At 65.7% G+C, this 15,373-nt stretch carries 16 protein-coding genes and 1 tRNA gene; 7 read left to right on the top strand and 10 right to left on the bottom strand.

The genetic code is table 11. The features are described from left to right. The first annotated feature begins 5 nt into the window (after positions 1-5). From BMI90_RS13065 to dtd, 5 genes are all read left to right on the top strand, one after another. On the top strand, positions 6-893 hold the full coding sequence (locus tag BMI90_RS13065; protein WP_168172784.1) for a DUF58 domain-containing protein: 888 nt from the start codon (positions 6-8) through the stop codon (positions 891-893). Then, entirely contained in the window at positions 893-3,631 is a 2,739-nt protein-coding gene (locus BMI90_RS13060; RefSeq protein ID WP_078529922.1) for a DUF4159 domain-containing protein, read from the top strand. The genes BMI90_RS13065 and BMI90_RS13060 overlap by 1 nt, the downstream gene beginning before the upstream one ends. Then, positions 3,628-5,742, top strand: a complete 2,115-nt coding sequence (locus tag BMI90_RS13055) for a hypothetical protein (protein WP_078529921.1) — start codon at positions 3,628-3,630, stop codon at positions 5,740-5,742. Before BMI90_RS13060 ends, BMI90_RS13055 begins: the two co-directional genes overlap by 4 nt. 112 nt (positions 5,743-5,854) lie before the next feature. Further along, positions 5,855-6,778, top strand: coding sequence for a carbohydrate kinase (locus BMI90_RS13050; RefSeq protein WP_078529920.1), 924 nt, complete (start codon positions 5,855-5,857; stop codon positions 6,776-6,778). Then, positions 6,775-7,224, top strand: coding sequence for a D-aminoacyl-tRNA deacylase (gene dtd, locus BMI90_RS13045; protein WP_078529919.1), 450 nt, complete (start codon positions 6,775-6,777; stop codon positions 7,222-7,224). Before BMI90_RS13050 ends, dtd begins: the two co-directional genes overlap by 4 nt. Positions 7,225-7,227: 3 nt before the next feature. Here dtd and BMI90_RS13040 read toward each other — a convergent pair whose 3' ends face one another. Next, positions 7,228-7,689, bottom strand: coding sequence for a phage regulatory CII family protein (locus BMI90_RS13040; RefSeq protein WP_078529918.1), 462 nt, complete (start codon positions 7,687-7,689; stop codon positions 7,228-7,230). A 218-nt stretch (positions 7,690-7,907) separates the two neighbouring features. Here BMI90_RS13040 and BMI90_RS13035 point away from each other — a divergent pair, with 218 nt between their 5' ends. Then, entirely contained in the window at positions 7,908-8,489 is a 582-nt protein-coding gene (locus BMI90_RS13035) for a thymidine kinase (RefSeq protein ID WP_078529917.1), read from the top strand. A 4-nt stretch (positions 8,490-8,493) separates the two neighbouring features. Here BMI90_RS13035 and BMI90_RS13030 read toward each other — a convergent pair whose 3' ends face one another. The 8 genes from BMI90_RS13030 to trxC all read right to left on the bottom strand — a co-directional run bounded on the left by BMI90_RS13030 (position 8,494) and on the right by trxC (position 13,971). Beyond that, complete coding sequence (locus tag BMI90_RS13030) at positions 8,494-9,213, bottom strand: DUF1353 domain-containing protein (protein ID WP_168172776.1); 720 nt, start codon at positions 9,211-9,213, stop codon at positions 8,494-8,496. A gap of 72 nt (positions 9,214-9,285) precedes the next feature. Then, positions 9,286-10,404 carry a beta-ketoacyl-ACP synthase III gene (locus tag BMI90_RS13025; RefSeq protein WP_078529915.1) on the bottom strand — a complete coding sequence of 373 codons (1,119 nt, stop codon included), beginning with the start codon at positions 10,402-10,404 and terminating at the stop codon, positions 9,286-9,288. Positions 10,405-10,446: 42 nt separating this feature from the next. Further along, positions 10,447-11,394, bottom strand: a complete 948-nt coding sequence (locus BMI90_RS13020; protein WP_078529914.1) for a D-glycerate dehydrogenase — start codon at positions 11,392-11,394, stop codon at positions 10,447-10,449. Next, entirely contained in the window at positions 11,394-11,729 is a 336-nt protein-coding gene (locus BMI90_RS13015) for a tRNA-binding protein (RefSeq protein ID WP_078529913.1), read from the bottom strand. The genes BMI90_RS13020 and BMI90_RS13015 overlap by 1 nt, the downstream gene beginning before the upstream one ends. Next, on the bottom strand, positions 11,726-12,538 hold the full coding sequence (gene proC / locus BMI90_RS13010; RefSeq protein ID WP_078529912.1) for a pyrroline-5-carboxylate reductase: 813 nt from the start codon (positions 12,536-12,538) through the stop codon (positions 11,726-11,728). The genes BMI90_RS13015 and proC overlap by 4 nt, the downstream gene beginning before the upstream one ends. A gap of 27 nt (positions 12,539-12,565) precedes the next feature. Beyond that, entirely contained in the window at positions 12,566-13,069 is a 504-nt protein-coding gene (locus tag BMI90_RS13005; protein ID WP_078529911.1) for a YbjN domain-containing protein, read from the bottom strand. A 287-nt stretch (positions 13,070-13,356) separates the two neighbouring features. Continuing rightward, a tRNA-Ala gene (locus BMI90_RS13000) sits at positions 13,357-13,432 on the bottom strand. A 95-nt stretch (positions 13,433-13,527) separates the two neighbouring features. Then, positions 13,528-13,971 (bottom strand): thioredoxin TrxC, encoded by a 444-nt coding sequence (gene trxC, locus BMI90_RS12995; protein ID WP_078529910.1) that lies wholly within the window; start codon positions 13,969-13,971, stop codon positions 13,528-13,530. 69 nt (positions 13,972-14,040) lie between these two features. On the opposite strand from trxC, the gene BMI90_RS12990 reads away from it, so the two are divergent. Further along, positions 14,041-14,220, top strand: a complete 180-nt coding sequence (locus BMI90_RS12990; RefSeq protein WP_078529909.1) for a hypothetical protein — start codon at positions 14,041-14,043, stop codon at positions 14,218-14,220. A gap of 7 nt (positions 14,221-14,227) precedes the next feature. On the opposite strand, the gene BMI90_RS12985 is transcribed toward BMI90_RS12990, so the two are convergent. Further along, complete coding sequence (locus BMI90_RS12985) at positions 14,228-15,370, bottom strand: primosomal protein N' (replication factor Y) - superfamily II helicase (RefSeq protein ID WP_168172775.1); 1,143 nt, start codon at positions 15,368-15,370, stop codon at positions 14,228-14,230. Between the last annotated feature and the right edge of the window lie 3 nt (positions 15,371-15,373).

Here is a 15,373-nt window from a genome sequence, read left to right as displayed (position 1 = left end):
CGGGGGTGATCCCGGCGCTGCGTCTGCGCCGCGAGGCGGAAGGGGCAGCCTCTGCGCTGCCGCCTTTGCTGGTCGCGGCCGAGCATCTGGCGGCCACCGTCCAGATGGGCGCGCATGGCCGCAGGCGGGCGGGCTCAGGTGAGGAATTCTGGCAATACCGTCCCGCCCATGCGGGCGACGAGTTGCGCTTTGTCGATTGGCGGCGTTCGGCGCGGTCGGACAATCAATATGTGCGTGAACGCGAATGGCAGCTCGCGCAATCGGTGCATCTGTGGATCGATGACGCGGCCTCGATGGGGTTCACCGGGGCCGAGACAGGCCGCAAAGCGCGGGTCACGAAATCCGAGCGCGCGCGGGTTCTGGGCCTTGCGCTCGCGGTGCTGATGATCCGGGGCGGCGAGCGGGTCGGGCTGACCGGCCCGCTTGCCCCGCCGCGCCCGGGCCGGGCGCAGCTGATGGAGCTTGCAGGGCTCTTGTCGCGCGCAGGCAGCACGCAGGATTACGGCGCGCCCGAGATCGCGGGCGTCACGCCGCAATCGCGTGTCGTGCTGCTGTCGGATTTCTTCGGCGATCTCGGCCCGATCGAGGGGGCTCTGGGCCAGCTTGCCGACCGGGGCGTGTCGGGCGTGATGATGCAGGTGCTCGATCCCGACGAGGAAGCGTTCCCGTATGACGGACGCACGATCTTTCAGTCGATGTCGGGCGCGTTGGTGCACGAGACCCGCAAGGCGGGTGATCTGCGCGCACGTTACCTCGACCGTCTGGCGGCGCGGCGCGATCAACTGGCGGGGCTTGCGCGCAACGCGGGCTGGCAATTCTCGACCCATCACACGGGCGACCCGGCGCAAGGCGCACTCCTGTGGCTTTACTCCGCGCTTGAGAGGGGGCGGTGATGTGGATGCTCGGCCCCATCGGCTTTACCGCACCCTGGCTGTTGCTGGGGCTGATGGCCTTGCCGGTGATCTGGCTGATCCTGCGTGCGGTGCCCCCCGCGCCGATCCGCCGGAGGTTCCCGGGGGTCGCGCTGCTTCTGGGGCTCAAGGATGAAGAAGTCGAGGCCGCCCGCACACCGTGGTGGCTGCTGGTGCTGCGCCTGCTCGCGCTCGCCGCCGCGATCATCGGTTTTGCCGGACCAATCCTGAACCCACAACGTGCGGTGCCGGGGCAGGGACCGCTGCTGATCGTGGTCGATGGCAGCTGGGCCTCGGCGCGCGACTGGCCGCGCCGGATCGAACGGATGGCGACGGCACTTCAGGATGCCCAGCAGGCGGGCCGTCCCGCGGCGGTGATCTCCCTTGCCGATCCGCCGCCTGCGCAGGTGACTTTCTCGGATGCCGGGGCCGTTCTGCAATCGCTGCCAGGGACCAAGCCCGAGCCATGGGCGCCGCAGGCGTTCGACACGGCCAACCTGCCCGAAGGCGGGTTCGAAACGCTCTGGCTCTCGGACGGGCTTGCGCGCGACAGCCGCGCGCCGCTGCTGCAAACCCTTGAAAGCCATGGTCCGGTCAAGGTGTGGCAGCCGCAATTTCCGGTTCTGGCACTTGGCGCGGCCCGGATCGAGGATGGTGCGCTTGTCGTGCCTGCCTATGCCTCCGCCGCCCTGCCAAGCCCGCGCGAGGTGGCTGCGATCGGGCGTGATCCGGCGGGGATCGAGCGCGAACTGGCGCGTGAGCCGCTCGATTTCGCGGACAAGACCGCGACCGAATTGCGCTTCGATCTGCCTCCCGAACTGCGCAATCGGATCAGCCGCATCGAGATTACCGGGGCGCGCTCGGCCGGGGCGGTCAGCCTGACCGACGACGCGGTGAAGCGGCGCAAGGTGGCGATCCTCTCGGCCGCGCGCGACCGCGAAGGCCTCGAGCTTCTCTCGCCCACCCATTACCTGCATCAGGCGCTTGGGCCCACGGCCGACCTGATCGAAGGCACGCTGGCCGATGTGCTGACGGCCGACCCGGATGTGATCATCCTCGCCGATATGGCCGATCTGCCCGAGCAGTCGAAGCTGCAAGACTGGGTCGAGAAGGGCGGGCTCTTGATCCGCTTCGCAGGACCGCGCATGGCCAATTCCGATCTCGATGTCGATACGCTTCTGCCGGTACAACTGCGCGCCGGGGGGCGCTCGCTGGGCGGCACGATGAGCTGGGGCGACCCGCGCGCGCTGGCGCCCTTCCCGGAGGGCTCGCCTTTCGCGGGGCTTGTGATCCCCGAGGACGTGACGGTCAAGGCGCAGGTCATGGCCGAACCCGCGCCGGACCTGTCAGAGCACACGATTGCCGCGCTGACCGATGGTACGCCGTTGGTGACGCGCGCGAAGATGGGGCAGGGGGCGGTTGTCTTGTTCCATGTGACGGCCAATGCCGAATGGTCGAGCCTGCCGCTGTCGCTCCTCTTCCCGCAGATGCTGGAGCGGCTTGCGGTCTCGGCGCGTCCGGCCGCGCCCGAAGAGGCTGATCTGGCGGGGCAAACCTGGGTGCCGCAGAAGCTGCTCGACGGGTTCGGGCGGTTGCAGGATGCCGGCGATGCGCCGGGGGTACCGGGTGAGGATCTGGCCAAGGCGGTTCCGGGGCCGAAGCTGCGTCCGGGCATCTACACAGCCGATGATCGTTCCGTGGCGCTCAATGCCTTGCCGCGCGACGCTGTGCTGTCGCCCGCGACATGGCCCGCGAGCGTCCCCGTCGAAGGAGCGGCGGAACAGCGCGAGATGCCGCTCAAGGGCTGGCTGCTCGCGGCGGCGCTCGCGGCGCTTCTGATCGACATCCTCGCGACGCTTGCGCTTTCGGGCAAGCTCTGGGGGCCGCGCGCGATGAAAGCCACCGCGATGATCGGTGCAATGATCTTCGTGGGTCTCGCGCCCCCTCAGGCGCGCGCGGAAATGGACCCGGCCCGGGCGATCGAGGCTGCCTCCAATGTGGTTCTTGCCGCTATGCCCACCGGCGATCCCGAGATCGACCGGGTTTCGATGGCGGGGCTAACGGGGCTTTCGGGAGTGCTCAATCGTCGCACCACGGTCGAGCCTTCCGAGCCTATGATGGTCGATCTCAAGAATGACGACCTCGCGGTCTACACCTTCATCTACTGGCCGATCACCGCAGATCAGCCCGCGCCCAGCCCGATGGAATACGCCAAGCTCAACCGCTACCTGCGCGGCGGCGGAATGATCCTGTTCGACACCCGCGATGCAGATGTCGCGGGCTTCGGCGAGGCGACCCCCGCCGGCAAGCGCTTGCAGGCGCTGGCCGCACCGCTCGATATTCCGCCGCTTGCGCCGATCCCGGACGATCATGTGCTCACCCGCACGTTCTACCTGCTTCAGGATTTCCCCGGCCGCTATGATGGCACGATCTGGGTTGAAGCCCCGCCCGCCGATGCCGAGCGCGCCGAGGGCATGCCGTTTCGCAATCTCAATGACGGAGTGACGCCGGTGGTGATCGGCGGCAATGACTGGGCAGGTGCCTGGGCGATCGACGCGCGCGGCATGCCGATGTTCCCGGTCGGGCGCGGCCGCACCGGAGAGCGCCAGCGTGAGATCGCGGATCGCTTCGGGGTGAACCTGGTCATGCATGTGCTGACCGGTAACTACAAATCCGATCAGGTCCATGTGCCCGCGCTTCTCGAAAGGCTCGGGCAATGAACGGGTTGTCGGTGATTTTCGCGCCGCTGCTGCCTTGGCCCGTGATCTGGGTCGGGGGCGGAGTGGCGCTGGTGCTGCTGGCGCTGGCGCTCTGGCGCGGGCTGCGCGGCTGGGCGCTGCGGGCTCTGGCCGCGCTTGTGCTGCTCGCGGCGATTGCGCAGCCCTCCCTGCAACGCGAAGAGACCGCGCCCCTTTCCGATATCGTTCTGCTGATCGACGACCGGTCGGCGTCGCAGCGGCTCTCGGACCGGGCGGATCAAACCGATGCGGCGGTCAACGCGCTTCAGGCGCAGCTGGCCGCCATGCCCAATATCGAGACCCGCCGCATCAGCGTGCATGACGGCGCCGACAATGCGGGGACGGAACTTGGTGCCGCGCTGGCCGAGGCGCTTGCCTCCGAGCCGCGCGCCCGGGTGGCAGGCGCGCTGATGGTCACCGACGGGCAGGCCCATGATGCAGCTCTTGCACCTGTGCTCCCCGCGCCGTTGCAGGTGCTTTTGACGGGAAAGCGGTCCGACTGGGATCGCCGCATCCTGATCGAGACCGCGCCTGCTTTCGGCATCATCGGCGAGGAGACCGCGATCCGGCTCAAGATCGAGGATATGGGCGATGTGCCTGCGTCGACCGGCGGCACGGCCCAGATCACCATCTCGATCGATGGCAAGGACCCCAAGAGCTACACCGTGCGCACCGGGCGCGATCTGGAACTGCCGTTGACGCTCGATCACGGGGGGCAGAACGTGGTGCAATTCTCGCTCGCGCCCGTCGAGGGCGAGTTGACGGATCGCAACAATGTCGCCACCGTGCAGATCAACGGCGTGCGCGACCGGCTGCGGGTGCTGCTGGTTTCCGGCCAGCCCCATGCGGGCGAGCGCACCTGGCGCAACCTGCTGAAATCCGATGCGGGCGTGGACCTCGTGCACTTCACCATCCTTCGCCCGCCGGAGAAACAGGACGGTGTGCCGGTCTCGGAGCTGTCGCTCATCGCCTTCCCGACGCAGGAGCTGTTTGTCGACAAGATCGACGAGTTCGACCTGATCATCTTCGACCGCTACGGCGCGCGCGGCATCCTGCCCTCGGCTTATTTCGACAATATCAAGGATTACGTTGAGCGCGGTGGCGCGATCCTCGTGGCCGCCGGGCCGGAATTCGCGACTGTCGAAAGCCTGTTCCAGACCAGCCTCGGGGATATCATGCCCGCCCGGCCGACCGGCCGGGTGATCTCCGAAAGCTTCCTGCCGCGCCCGACCGATATTGGTCTGCGCCATCCCGTGACCGCGGGGCTCAAGGGCGCGCCCAAACCCGAAGGCGAAGGCGACGATACAGGTCCCCATTGGGGCCACTGGCTGCGCCAGATCGAGCTCGCCAATCCGACGGGCGAGGTCGTGATGTCCGGGGCCGAGGGCAAGCCGCTTCTGGTGCTCTCGCGCGAGGGCAAGGGGCGGGTCGCGCTTCTGGCGTCGGATCACGCCTGGTTGTGGGACCGTGGTTACGACGGTGGCGGGCCGCAGCTCGAATTGCTGCGCCGGATCGCGCATTGGGAAATGAAGGAACCCGAGCTTGAGGAAGAGGCCCTTTTTGCCGAGATCGAGCCCGGGTCCCTCTCGATGCAGATCGTCCGCCGCTCGATGGAAGAGAGCGTGCCGCCGGTGACGATCACGCTGCCCGATGGCTCCACGCAGGAGATCACGCTGAACGAGACCGCGCCGGGACGTTTCACCGCTCGCTGGAGCGCGCCCGAGGCTGGGCTCTACCGCCTCAAGGATGGCGATCTGGAGCGCGTCGTCGCGATGGGTCCGGCCTCGCCTCGCGAATTCGAACAGACCATCGCCAGTGCTGACCCGCTCGCCGCTGCGATCGCGGGCTCGGGCGGTGGCGTGACGCGGCTCGAAGATGGCATCCCGCGTATTCGCGAGATCCGTGCGGGACGTCCCTCGGCAGGGCGCGGCTGGATCGGCATCACCCCGCGCGGGGCGACAGCAACAACCGATATTCGCGTCCAGCCCTTGCTGCCGGCTTGGGCGTGGCTGCTGCTCGCAGCGCTTCTGACCGTCAGCGCCTGGCTTGTCGAGGGCCGCAATCGGCGCGGGGAGGGCGGGGCCGCCGCTTGATCCGGGGCCTGATCCGAGGCGGCTGCAGCAGATGAGGGGATTGCCCGACAAGTCCTTCGCGTGTAGCAGATGTTAGCGGTATCGGCCCAAAGATAAGACGGAGGAGACCCCGATGATCCTGAGCTGCGGCGAGGCGCTGATCGACATGCTCCCGCGCGAAAGCGCCCAAGGCGAGGCGGCCTTCGCGCCCTATCCGGGTGGGGCCGTATTCAATACCGCGATCGCATTGGGACGGCTGGGCGCGCGTTCGGGCTTTCTCTCCGGCCTCTCCGAGGATCTTTTCGGTCAGATGCTGATCCGTTCGCTCTCGGATAGCGGCGTCGATGCGGGGCTTGCGGTGCGCTCGGACCGGCCTACGACGCTGGCTTTCGTGACGCTCACCGACGGCCATGCGAGCTACGCGTTCTATGACGAGAACACCGCGGGCCGGATGTTAAAGATCGAGGATATGCCCCGGATCCCGGCCGATGTGACGGCGATGTTCTTCGGGGGGATTTCCTTGCCGGTCGAGCCATGCGGGGCGGCTTACGAGGCACTGATGCTGCGTGAGGCCAAGACCCGCGTGACGATGATCGACCCGAATATCCGTCCCGGTTTCATCCGCGACGAGGCCGCCTATCGCGCGCGGCTCGACCGGATGATCGCTGCGGCCGATATCGTGAAGGTCTCGGACGAGGATCTGCGCTGGCTGGAAGGGCCGGGCGCGATTGCGGATCTGGCGCGGGGGCTGCTGCGCAAAGGGCCGAAGCTTGTCTTCATCACCGAAGGCGCAACCGGCGCGCATGGATTTTCCGCCGAGTGCGAGATCTTCGTGCCTGCGCGCAAGGTCGAGGTCGTCGATACCGTCGGCGCGGGCGATACGTTCAACGCGGGCGTTCTCGCCGCGCTGGATCGGGCCGGGGCGCTCGACAAGGGCCGGATCGCGCGGGCGGATGAGGGGCTGATCTCTGACTGTCTCGAGCTTGGCGTCAGGGCGGCCGCCGTCGTGGTCAGCCGCGCAGGCGCGAACCCGCCCTGGGCGGAGGAACTCGCATGAGGGCTTTGATACAGCGCGTCTCGGAAGCCTCCGTCACCGTCGACGGAAACCGCATCGCCGAGATCGGGCCGGGCCTTCTGATCCTCGCCTGCGCGATGCAAGGCGACGACGAGAAAACCGCCGAAAAGCTGGCCGAGCGAATCTCGAAGCTGCGCATCTTCAAGGATGACGCCGACAAGATGAACCGCGCGGTGGGCGATGTCGGTGGGGCCTGTCTGGTGGTCAGCCAGTTCACGCTGGCCGCCGATACCTCGCGCGGCAATCGCCCCGGCTTTTCCAGCGCAGCGCCGCCCGAGATCGGCAATCGTCTCTATGAGCATTTCGCGGCCCATCTCGCGGGCCTTGGCCTGCCGGTTCAGACCGGAGAATTCGGGGCGGATATGAAGGTGGCCCTGCTCAATGACGGGCCCGTCACGATCTGGATGGACAGCGCTGACCGGCCATAGGCCTCAGATCAGCGTCCCTTCCTCGAGCTTCAGCTTTACTTCGAGCAGCACTTCCTGAAGCGCCTGCGCCTCTTTGAGCATGCGCTTGGCCTCGTTGAGGCTGATCGTGCCGTCGGCGATCGAAGCGTGATATTCGGCCATCAGCATCGCGAAACGCTGGCTGAGCGCGACGACGTCGGAATTGATATTGCCCTCGGAGGAGTTACGCTTGGATTCCTTCCAGCTCACGGTGATGCCCGACAGATCGGCCAGCGCCACCGTCACATGCGGGAATTCGGCTTCGGCCTCGAGCCGGGCGACCACGTCGATCGGCATGAAGCGATCGCCGTTTTCGGGATCGTTCGAATAATAGCGCCCGAGAGTGGCCTTCGACTTGCCACAGAGCGCCGCGGCCTTCTCGATGCCGATGTCCTTCACCAGCGCTTCGCTGTGCTTCTTGAGATAGCTGCCGATGTGATCGCCCATAGCGCGCCTCCAGGGGGGAAAGCCGTTTGCGCTTTCCCCTTAGCCCCCGCGACGAAATTTGTCACATCATAAGTGTTAGGAAATGCGGGATTTCCCGCCTGTAGAGTACGAGTTCGCCCTGGAACCCCCTAACTTCCCGGGGCGGCGGGCTTCGCCGACGGAGCACAGGCCGTCTGGCGAAGCCTTGCCGTACTTTACGGCTTTGGCTAAGCCAAGGCATGGCCAAGCTCTATTTCCATTACTCCACCATGAATGCGGGCAAGAGCACGATCCTCTTGCAGGCGTCCTACAACTACATCGAGCGCGGGATGCAGACCTTGCTCGTCACGGCGAAGCTCGATGACCGGGCTGGGGATGGTCAGATCGCGAGCCGAATCGGGATCGGGGCAAAGGCCTCTTGCTTCACCGGCGAGACCGACATGTTCGAAATGATCAAGTCTCGGCTCGATCGCGGGCCTTGCGCTTGCGTATTTGTGGATGAAGCACAATTTCTGAGCGAGACACAGGTCTGGCAACTGGCCCGTGCGGTCGACGATCTGCGCGTGCCGGTGATGTGCTACGGGCTAAGGGTGGATTTCCAGGGCAAGCTCTTCCCCGGCTCGGCGGCGCTTCTCGCGCTGGCCGACGAGATGCGCGAGGTGCGCACGATCTGCCATTGCGGCAAGAAGGCCACGATGGTCGTGCGCATGGGGGAAGGCGGCCAGGCGTTGCGCGACGGCGATCAGGTTCAGATCGGTGGCAACGAGACCTATGTGAGCCTCTGCCGCCGCCACTGGCGCGAGGCGATGGGCCGCGACTGACCGCCTATTCGGTCGCTATCGGGACGAAGTCCGGGGCGATCACTCCCGACAACGTGTCGAGATATATAGTGCTGCCCGTAATTTCGCGCACGATCGCCTCCACGGCGGGCTCGCCTGTCGCGCCGTCCGCCTTGATCTGGGCGATGGCCTTGTCGAACTGGGTCTTGAAGGCGCGGGTGTCGTAGATCTCGGGCTCACTCTCATAGACCGCGACCATGCCGTAGCGCCGCACGCAGACCTCGCCGATGTCGCAAGGGGTGCCCTGAAGGCGGACGATCCATTTCTTCGAGCCGATCAGGACGGCGGCGTAGAGGATCGCGGCCAGTTCCGGCTCGACATGTGAGTCGAGCAGGACGTCATGGAACATGCGCTGCGTCTGGAGCCAGCCATAGACCGGCCGCACCGATTTCGAATAGTGGTCATGCAGCACCGCCGCAGGCAGGTATCGCAGCGTCATCGGACCACCCACGAAGGGCTGCGCCCATTGCGGGATCGAGGCGCCGTCGGTGCAATCGCCCTTCACGGTCAGCCAGCCGGTGCCGCTTTCATCGATATAGCCGAAGCGCTCCTGCACCTGCCACGGGCCGGGGAAGGTGCATTCCGCGTCTTTCTTCAGCTTGAGTTGACCCACGAACTTGCCCGAGGGCACAAAGGGTTCCGCGCAAGAGGACTGCGCGGTGAGAAAGGGCAGGATCAGGATCGTTCGGACAAAGCGAAGCATCATGGTCACTCCCCCCGCCATCCATTCTGCGGGCGGCGTCATGGGAGTGTAGCACGAGGCAGCCGCTTTCGGCGCTTAGATCCGTTCGACGACGACCGAGCCCACCGAATAGCCCGCCCCGAAGGAACAGATCAGCCCGATCTCGCCCGGCTGGAAATCGTCCGAGTATTTCGCGAAGGCGATGATCGACCCGGCCGAGGACGTGTTCGCGTAATCCTGCAGGATGTTGGGTTGCTCATCCGGTTCAGGGTCGCGGCCCAGCACCTTCTTGCCCAGGAAATCGTTCATCGTCTTGTTGGCCTGATGCAGCCAGAGGCGGTGCAGATCGTCCGGCTTCACGCCGGTCTCCGACAGGTGTTCGTGGATGTGTTTGGCCACCATCGGCATCACTTCCTTGAAGACCTTCCGGCCCTCCTGCATGAACTGCATGTCGCGCCGGTCGGCCACGCCATCGGGGCGGGTGCGGCGCAGGAAGCCGTTGTTGTTGCGGATATTGTTAGAGAATTCGGTGGCGCAACGGGTGGAACGGATGAGGAAGCCGTGCGGCGCATCCTCGCGCCGTTCGATCAGCGTCGCGGTCGCGACATCGCCGAAGATGAAATGGCAATCGCGGTCGCGCCATTCCAGGTGTCCGGAGGTGATCTCGGGGTTCACCACCAGCGCGCGGCGCACCGAGCCCGTCCGGATCATGTCGGCGGCGGCCTGAATGCCGAACGTGGCGGAAGAACAGGCCACGTTCATGTCGAAGGCAAAGCCACCCGCACCGAGCAGTTTCTGGATCTCGATCGCGACAGCAGGGTAGGCGCGCTCCATGTTCGAGGCCGCGCAGATCACCAGATCCACCTCTTCGCCGGTGCGGCCCGCCATCGCCAGCGCCTTGTGGCAGGCGTCGAGCGCGATCTCGGCCATGATGCCCGGCTCGTCATCCGAGCGCTGGCGCAGGCGCGGATACATCCGGGTCGGGTCCAGCACGCCGTCCTTGTCCATCACGTAGCGCTGCTCGATGCCAGAGGCTTTCAGGATGAACTCGACTGAGCTGTGATCCTTCGCCTGCACCTCGCCCGCGGCGATGGCCTCGGCATTCTCGGCGTTGAACAGATCGGCATAGGCGTTGAACGCCTCGACCAGTTCGGCATTGGTGATGACGTCCTGCGGAGTGAAGACCCCGGTTCCGGTAATGACAGGTTGATGCATCGGCTCCTCCTTGGCAGACCCTCCCGCCAAGGAGGCAAAAGATCAAGCCGTGACGCGGTTCGGAGGTTCCTTGCCGTCGCGAAAGGCGATCAGGTTATCGACCGCCATATGCCCCATCGCGTCGCGCACCTCAAGCGCGGCGGTGCCCAGATGCGGGAGCAGCGTGACATTGTCCATCCCGCGCAGCGCTTCGGGCACGAAGGGCTCGCGCTCGTAGACATCGAGGCCAGCCCCCGCGATCGCGTTCGATTGCAGCGCCGCGATCAGCGCGGCCTCGTCGACGATATCACCGCGTGCGATATTGATCAGATGCGCATGGGGCTGCATTTTCGCGATTTCTGCCGCACCGATCAGATGGTGGGTGGCGGGGCTTGCAGGCACCGCGATCACCACGAAATCGGCTGTTTGCAGCAGTTCGTTCTGGCTGACATGTTGCGCGGGGAAGCCCGGATCGGTGGGCGTGCGCTTGGTGTAAAGCACCTCCATTCCGAAGCCGAAATGGCAGCGCCGCGCGATGGCTGTGCCGATCCGGCCCATGCCGATGATCCCCACCTTCTTGCCCGACACGTGATGGCCGAGGAATTGCGTGGGAGTCCAGCCGGTCCAATCGCCGCGCCGCACGTAACGCTCGCCGGCGCTGGCGCGCCGCGCGCTCATCAGGACCAGCATCATCGCGATATCGGCGGTCGCATCGGTCACGGCGCCCGGCGTGTTGGTCACGGTGACCCCATGCGCTTCGGCTGCGGCCACGTCGATATGGTTATAGCCCACCCCGAAATTCGCGACGATCTGGGCGCGGGGAATATCGGCGAAGGCGCGGGCCGAAAGCTTGTCGCCCAGCGTCACCAGAAGCGCGTCGTAATCGGCAAGCGCCTGATGCGCCTCCTCTTCGGTCATCGGGGCCGAGCCGTTGCGGAAGGTCGCATCGAATTCCTTCGCCACACGGGCTTCGACCTCGTCGGTCAGCTTGCGGGTCACGAGCAGTTTCATCAGAACATTCTCCCGCCGATTGGCACATCCTTGTCGGGCGTCAGCAGCACCACCTCGCCCGCCTCATCGGGCACGCCAAGCACCAGCGCCTCGGACATGAAGGGCCCGATCTGGCGCGGCGGGAAATTGATCACGCCGAAGACGAGTTTGCCGACCAGCTCCTCGGGGGCGTAATGCACGGTGATCTGCGCCGAGCTTTTTTTCACGCCGATCTCGGGGCCGTAATCGACCCAGAGCTTGATCGCGGGTTTGCGCGCCTCGGGGAAGGGCTGGGCGTCGGTGATCCGGCCGCAGCGGATATCCACCTTCATGAAGTCATCAAAGGAGATCGTCATTTCCCGAGCTCCCGGTTGCGCGCGATATTCGCGGCGACGGCGCGGCGCATCAGCGGCGGCATGCCGGTCTCCGGATCCATCAGCACCTCGAGCGCCGCAGCCGTGGTCCCGCCCGGAGAGGTCACGTTCTCACGCAGTTTAGACGGGGTTTCGTCGCTGTCCTCGGCCAGCTGACCCGCGCCGCCGACGGTCGCCTTTGCAAGTCGCATCGCAAGATCGGGGTCGAGCCCCTCGGCCACGCCCGCCGCCGCCATCACCTCGATCAGGTGGAAGACATAGGCGGGGCCGGAGCCCGAGACGCCGATCACCGCATCCATCTGGCCTTCATTGTCGAGCCGGACGACCTGACCCACCGCGCCCATCAGCGCCTCGGCCGTGTCGAGATCGGCCGGTGTCGCATTCGGATTGCCGACGATCGCCGTCACGCCGCGCCCGATTGCGGCGGGCGTGTTGGGCATCGCGCGCACCAGACGGGTCTGGCCGCCCAGCATTTTTTCGTATCCTGCGATGGTGATCCCGGCCGCGACGGTCACGAACAGCGTATTTCCCTGCGCCATTGCCGAGAGCCGCGGCAGCGCATCGGCCATCATCTGCGGCTTCACCGCAACGAGCACGACGGCAGGATTTTCAGGCAATTCGGCGTTCAGATGCACGCCCGCGCCGTTCAGCCAGTCGGACGGGTGTGGATCGACCACCCAGACGGAGTTGGCGGAAAGCCCGCCCTTCAACAGCCCCTGAAGGATCGCGCCGCCCATGCGTCCACAGCCCAGAATGACGAGGCCACGGTCGGAAATGTTCTCAAAACTCATGCTTCCGCCTTTGGTTCGAGGGGGAGATTAGGCGCGCCCGTAAGCCTCCGCAATGGCGACCTGCATCGCGTCTTCGGGATCGCGTTCGCCCCAGGTCGCGAGCTGGAAGGCGGGGTAGAAACGCTCGGAAGCGACAACCGCCGCGCCGATCAGCCGGTCGAGCTGTTCGGGGCCGGGCAACTGACCGCCCGAGAGCACCAGCCCGTGCCGCCACACCATCAGGCGTTGATCGGGCCAGAAGGTGAAGGCGCCGGTCCACACCCGGTCATTGACGCGATTGAGCAGGTCATAGAGCGCGCCTTCGCGGGCGCTCGGCGGGTCCATCTCGAAGGTGCAGATCAGGCGCAGCGTCTCGTCCATGTCCGACCAGGCGAGGGTGATCGAATAGGTTCGCCACTGGCCTTCGACCGCCATCGCGATCTGATCGTCGGTAACCCGGTCGAATTCCCATTGATGCGCCTCGGCCAGCGTCTCGACGATGTCGATCGGGTGGAGTTCCTCGGCGTTCAGATAGTCTTCGCTCAGCGCCATGCTCGTATCCCCCTGCCTGTTTTGGCGCCCTGGAGTACAGCTCCCCTAGGGCTTGTCGGCTTTACAAGAAAAGGCGGTGGCAGCCGCCTGTCCCTACCAGATATCGTGTAGGCGGAGGGGCGATCTGTAAAGCAATTTATGGTGGATAAAGTGGGGGTGGCCCACGAAATCTGGGGATAGATCATCCACATTGCAGAGGCGCGGCGCGCGGGTTTGTGGATAAGTCTTTGACAAGGCTTGGAAATGCAAAAAGCGCCCGAATATCGGGCGCTTTTTGGAAGACGGTTTGGTGGAGCCTAGGGGGATCGAACCCCTGACCTCGTCATTGCGAACGACGCGCTCTCCCAGCTGAGCTAAGGCCCCTCACCGTGGCCGGGTATTTCGCGCAAGGCGCCGGGCTTGTCAAGCGGCCCGCCCCGGCTTGCGTGAATTTTTTCGCCCCGGCCGGTGGTTAAGGATCAGGCGGGGATCGAAATCTTCGATTTCACGAAGGCCACGAGATCGGCCGCCGGTCTGGCCCCTGCCGCGCGGGCGGCTTCGCGCCCCTTGTGGAACAGGATGAAGGCGGGGATGCCCTGGATCCTGTAGCGCTGAGTCGCGGTCGGGTTGACCTGGGTGTTGATCTTGGCGAGGCGCACATGCGGCGCCAGAATGCCGGCGGCTTGCTGGAATTGCGGGGCCATCGCGCGGCAAGGCCCGCACCAAGGCGCCCAGAAATCCACCAACAGCGGCAGATCGTCTTTCTCGGCCTTCGCGAGCGTCGCGAAATCGACCTCGGCCACCTTGCCGGAGATCAGCTTGTTCCCGCAGGTGCCGCATTTCGGTCCGGCCGAGAGCTTGTCGGCGGGAACCCGGTTCGCCTGCCCGCAATCGAAGCAGGTCACTCGGTAGGATTGGGTCATGTCACCGGTCCTTTGCATTCAACTTGCACAATATATCAGAATGGCTTGTCGCGAATACAAGGAGACGACATGACGCGCTGGACCGAGCTCACGCCCGAGCGGCAAATGGATCTGCGAGCCGCCTATGAGGTGGAAATGGCGAAGCAGGGCGCGACCTGCTCGCTCGACGAAAAGGTGGTGCGCTTTGCCAATTGGCTCGCGCCGCAGGGCATCGCCTTCGGGATAGAGGATCTGCCGGGGCGGCGTTGAGGCCGTCTCAGCGCTTCAGATAGGCAATCGCCCCGACCACGATCAGCGCCGCAATCACCGCGAAGGCGATCTTCCAAGGCGACCAGGGGCGGTCGCCCTGCACGCGGCCCGTCTGGGCGTTGACGACGAACCGATAGGAGCGGCCGCGGAACTTATAGGCGGCGGTCCAGACCGGTAGCAGGACATGCTTGAAGGTCTCGGCCGAGAATAGCGGATCCATCGAGCCGATGCGCTGTTCGTCGCCGCCGATATCGCGGCGGATGTCGGACTGGATCACGCGGATCATCTCGGCTTGGGCGGCGTGATGACCCTCGTGAAGCTCGACCGTGTAGCCCTCGGCCGAAAAGCCCGCGAGATAGTCGCGCCGGTAGGGTTCGAGCGCGCCGAGATCCCAGGGTTGCAGCGCCTGAACGTAACCGGGCGGCAGCGAGCGCGCGGCATAGATCAGCACGTCGTCGAAGCTCCGCGAGACCTGCCCCGCCACGGGGGTCCAGCGGATCCGGCGCACCTCCTGCGAGTGATAGACCGTGCGGCCGTTTTCACGCACGGCAACCTGACGGGTCTCGAAATAGGCATCCCCACGCTGGCCGGTATAGCGCGTGCGGGTATCAGCATCGAAGGTCCAGAACGGCGCGTAGACCCCAGCCATCTTCCGCCCCTTGCGGGCATATTGCGACAACCCGTTGGGCGCGAACCACAGCGAACCCAGCCATTTGGAGAGCGCAGCCCGGGCCTGATCCTCGGTGATCTGGAATGGCAGAACGCCTTGCGGCTTGATCAGCCGTGTCGTGCCGGTATCGGTGACGACGGGAGTCGCGCAGAACGGACATTCGGTCGCGTGCTCGCCGTTTTGCAGCTCGATCGTCGCGCCGCAATTGGGGCAGGAGACGGTGCGGTGCTCTTCCATTTCCTGCGCTGGCATCTCGCGCCCGAGCGCCTGTTCCAGAGGGATCTCGCGCAGATGCACTTCGCCGCGCCCGGTCGCGGCGGGAATGTCCTGGACGTGACCGCAGTGATCGCAGACGAGCCGCGTCTGGCCCGGCGCAAAGCGCAGGTCCGCGCCGCAGCTTTCACAGTGGTAGTGGCTTTCGCCGCGTGGGTCGGCGGGGACGGGAGACTTGCTCCGCCCCACTTTCGGGATCCCGGTCATGGG

It is taken from the genome of Thioclava sp. L04-15 (genome assembly GCF_002020275.1).
GTDB classification, from domain to species: domain Bacteria; phylum Pseudomonadota; class Alphaproteobacteria; order Rhodobacterales; family Rhodobacteraceae; genus Thioclava; species Thioclava marina.
This window is presented reverse-complemented; position numbering and strand designations above follow the sequence as displayed.

What these genes read in the sequence shown, in the direction of transcription:
- BMI90_RS13025 (WP_078529915.1), bottom strand. Translation starts at nt 10,404, where the DNA reads ATGCATCAACCTGTCATTACCGGAACCGGGGTCTTCACTCCGCAGGAC.
- BMI90_RS13015 (WP_078529913.1), bottom strand. Translation starts at nt 11,729, where the DNA reads ATGACGATCTCCTTTGATGACTTCATGAAGGTGGATATCCGCTGCGGC.
- BMI90_RS13050 (WP_078529920.1), top strand. Translation starts at nt 5,855, where the DNA reads ATGATCCTGAGCTGCGGCGAGGCGCTGATCGACATGCTCCCGCGCGAA.
- BMI90_RS13020 (WP_078529914.1), bottom strand. Translation starts at nt 11,394, where the DNA reads ATGAAACTGCTCGTGACCCGCAAGCTGACCGACGAGGTCGAAGCCCGT.
- BMI90_RS13030 (WP_168172776.1), bottom strand. Translation starts at nt 9,213, where the DNA reads ATGATGCTTCGCTTTGTCCGAACGATCCTGATCCTGCCCTTTCTCACC.
- BMI90_RS13005 (WP_078529911.1), bottom strand. Translation starts at nt 13,069, where the DNA reads ATGGCGCTGAGCGAAGACTATCTGAACGCCGAGGAACTCCACCCGATC.
- BMI90_RS13060 (WP_078529922.1), top strand. Translation starts at nt 893, where the DNA reads ATGTGGATGCTCGGCCCCATCGGCTTTACCGCACCCTGGCTGTTGCTG.
- BMI90_RS12985 (WP_168172775.1), bottom strand. Translation starts at nt 15,370, where the DNA reads ATGACCGGGATCCCGAAAGTGGGGCGGAGCAAGTCTCCCGTCCCCGCC.
- BMI90_RS13055 (WP_078529921.1), top strand. Translation starts at nt 3,628, where the DNA reads ATGAACGGGTTGTCGGTGATTTTCGCGCCGCTGCTGCCTTGGCCCGTG.
- BMI90_RS12990 (WP_078529909.1), top strand. Translation starts at nt 14,041, where the DNA reads ATGACGCGCTGGACCGAGCTCACGCCCGAGCGGCAAATGGATCTGCGA.
- BMI90_RS13040 (WP_078529918.1), bottom strand. Translation starts at nt 7,689, where the DNA reads ATGGGCGATCACATCGGCAGCTATCTCAAGAAGCACAGCGAAGCGCTG.
- proC (WP_078529912.1), bottom strand. Translation starts at nt 12,538, where the DNA reads ATGAGTTTTGAGAACATTTCCGACCGTGGCCTCGTCATTCTGGGCTGT.
- trxC (WP_078529910.1), bottom strand. Translation starts at nt 13,971, where the DNA reads ATGACCCAATCCTACCGAGTGACCTGCTTCGATTGCGGGCAGGCGAAC.
- BMI90_RS13035 (WP_078529917.1), top strand. Translation starts at nt 7,908, where the DNA reads ATGGCCAAGCTCTATTTCCATTACTCCACCATGAATGCGGGCAAGAGC.
- dtd (WP_078529919.1), top strand. Translation starts at nt 6,775, where the DNA reads ATGAGGGCTTTGATACAGCGCGTCTCGGAAGCCTCCGTCACCGTCGAC.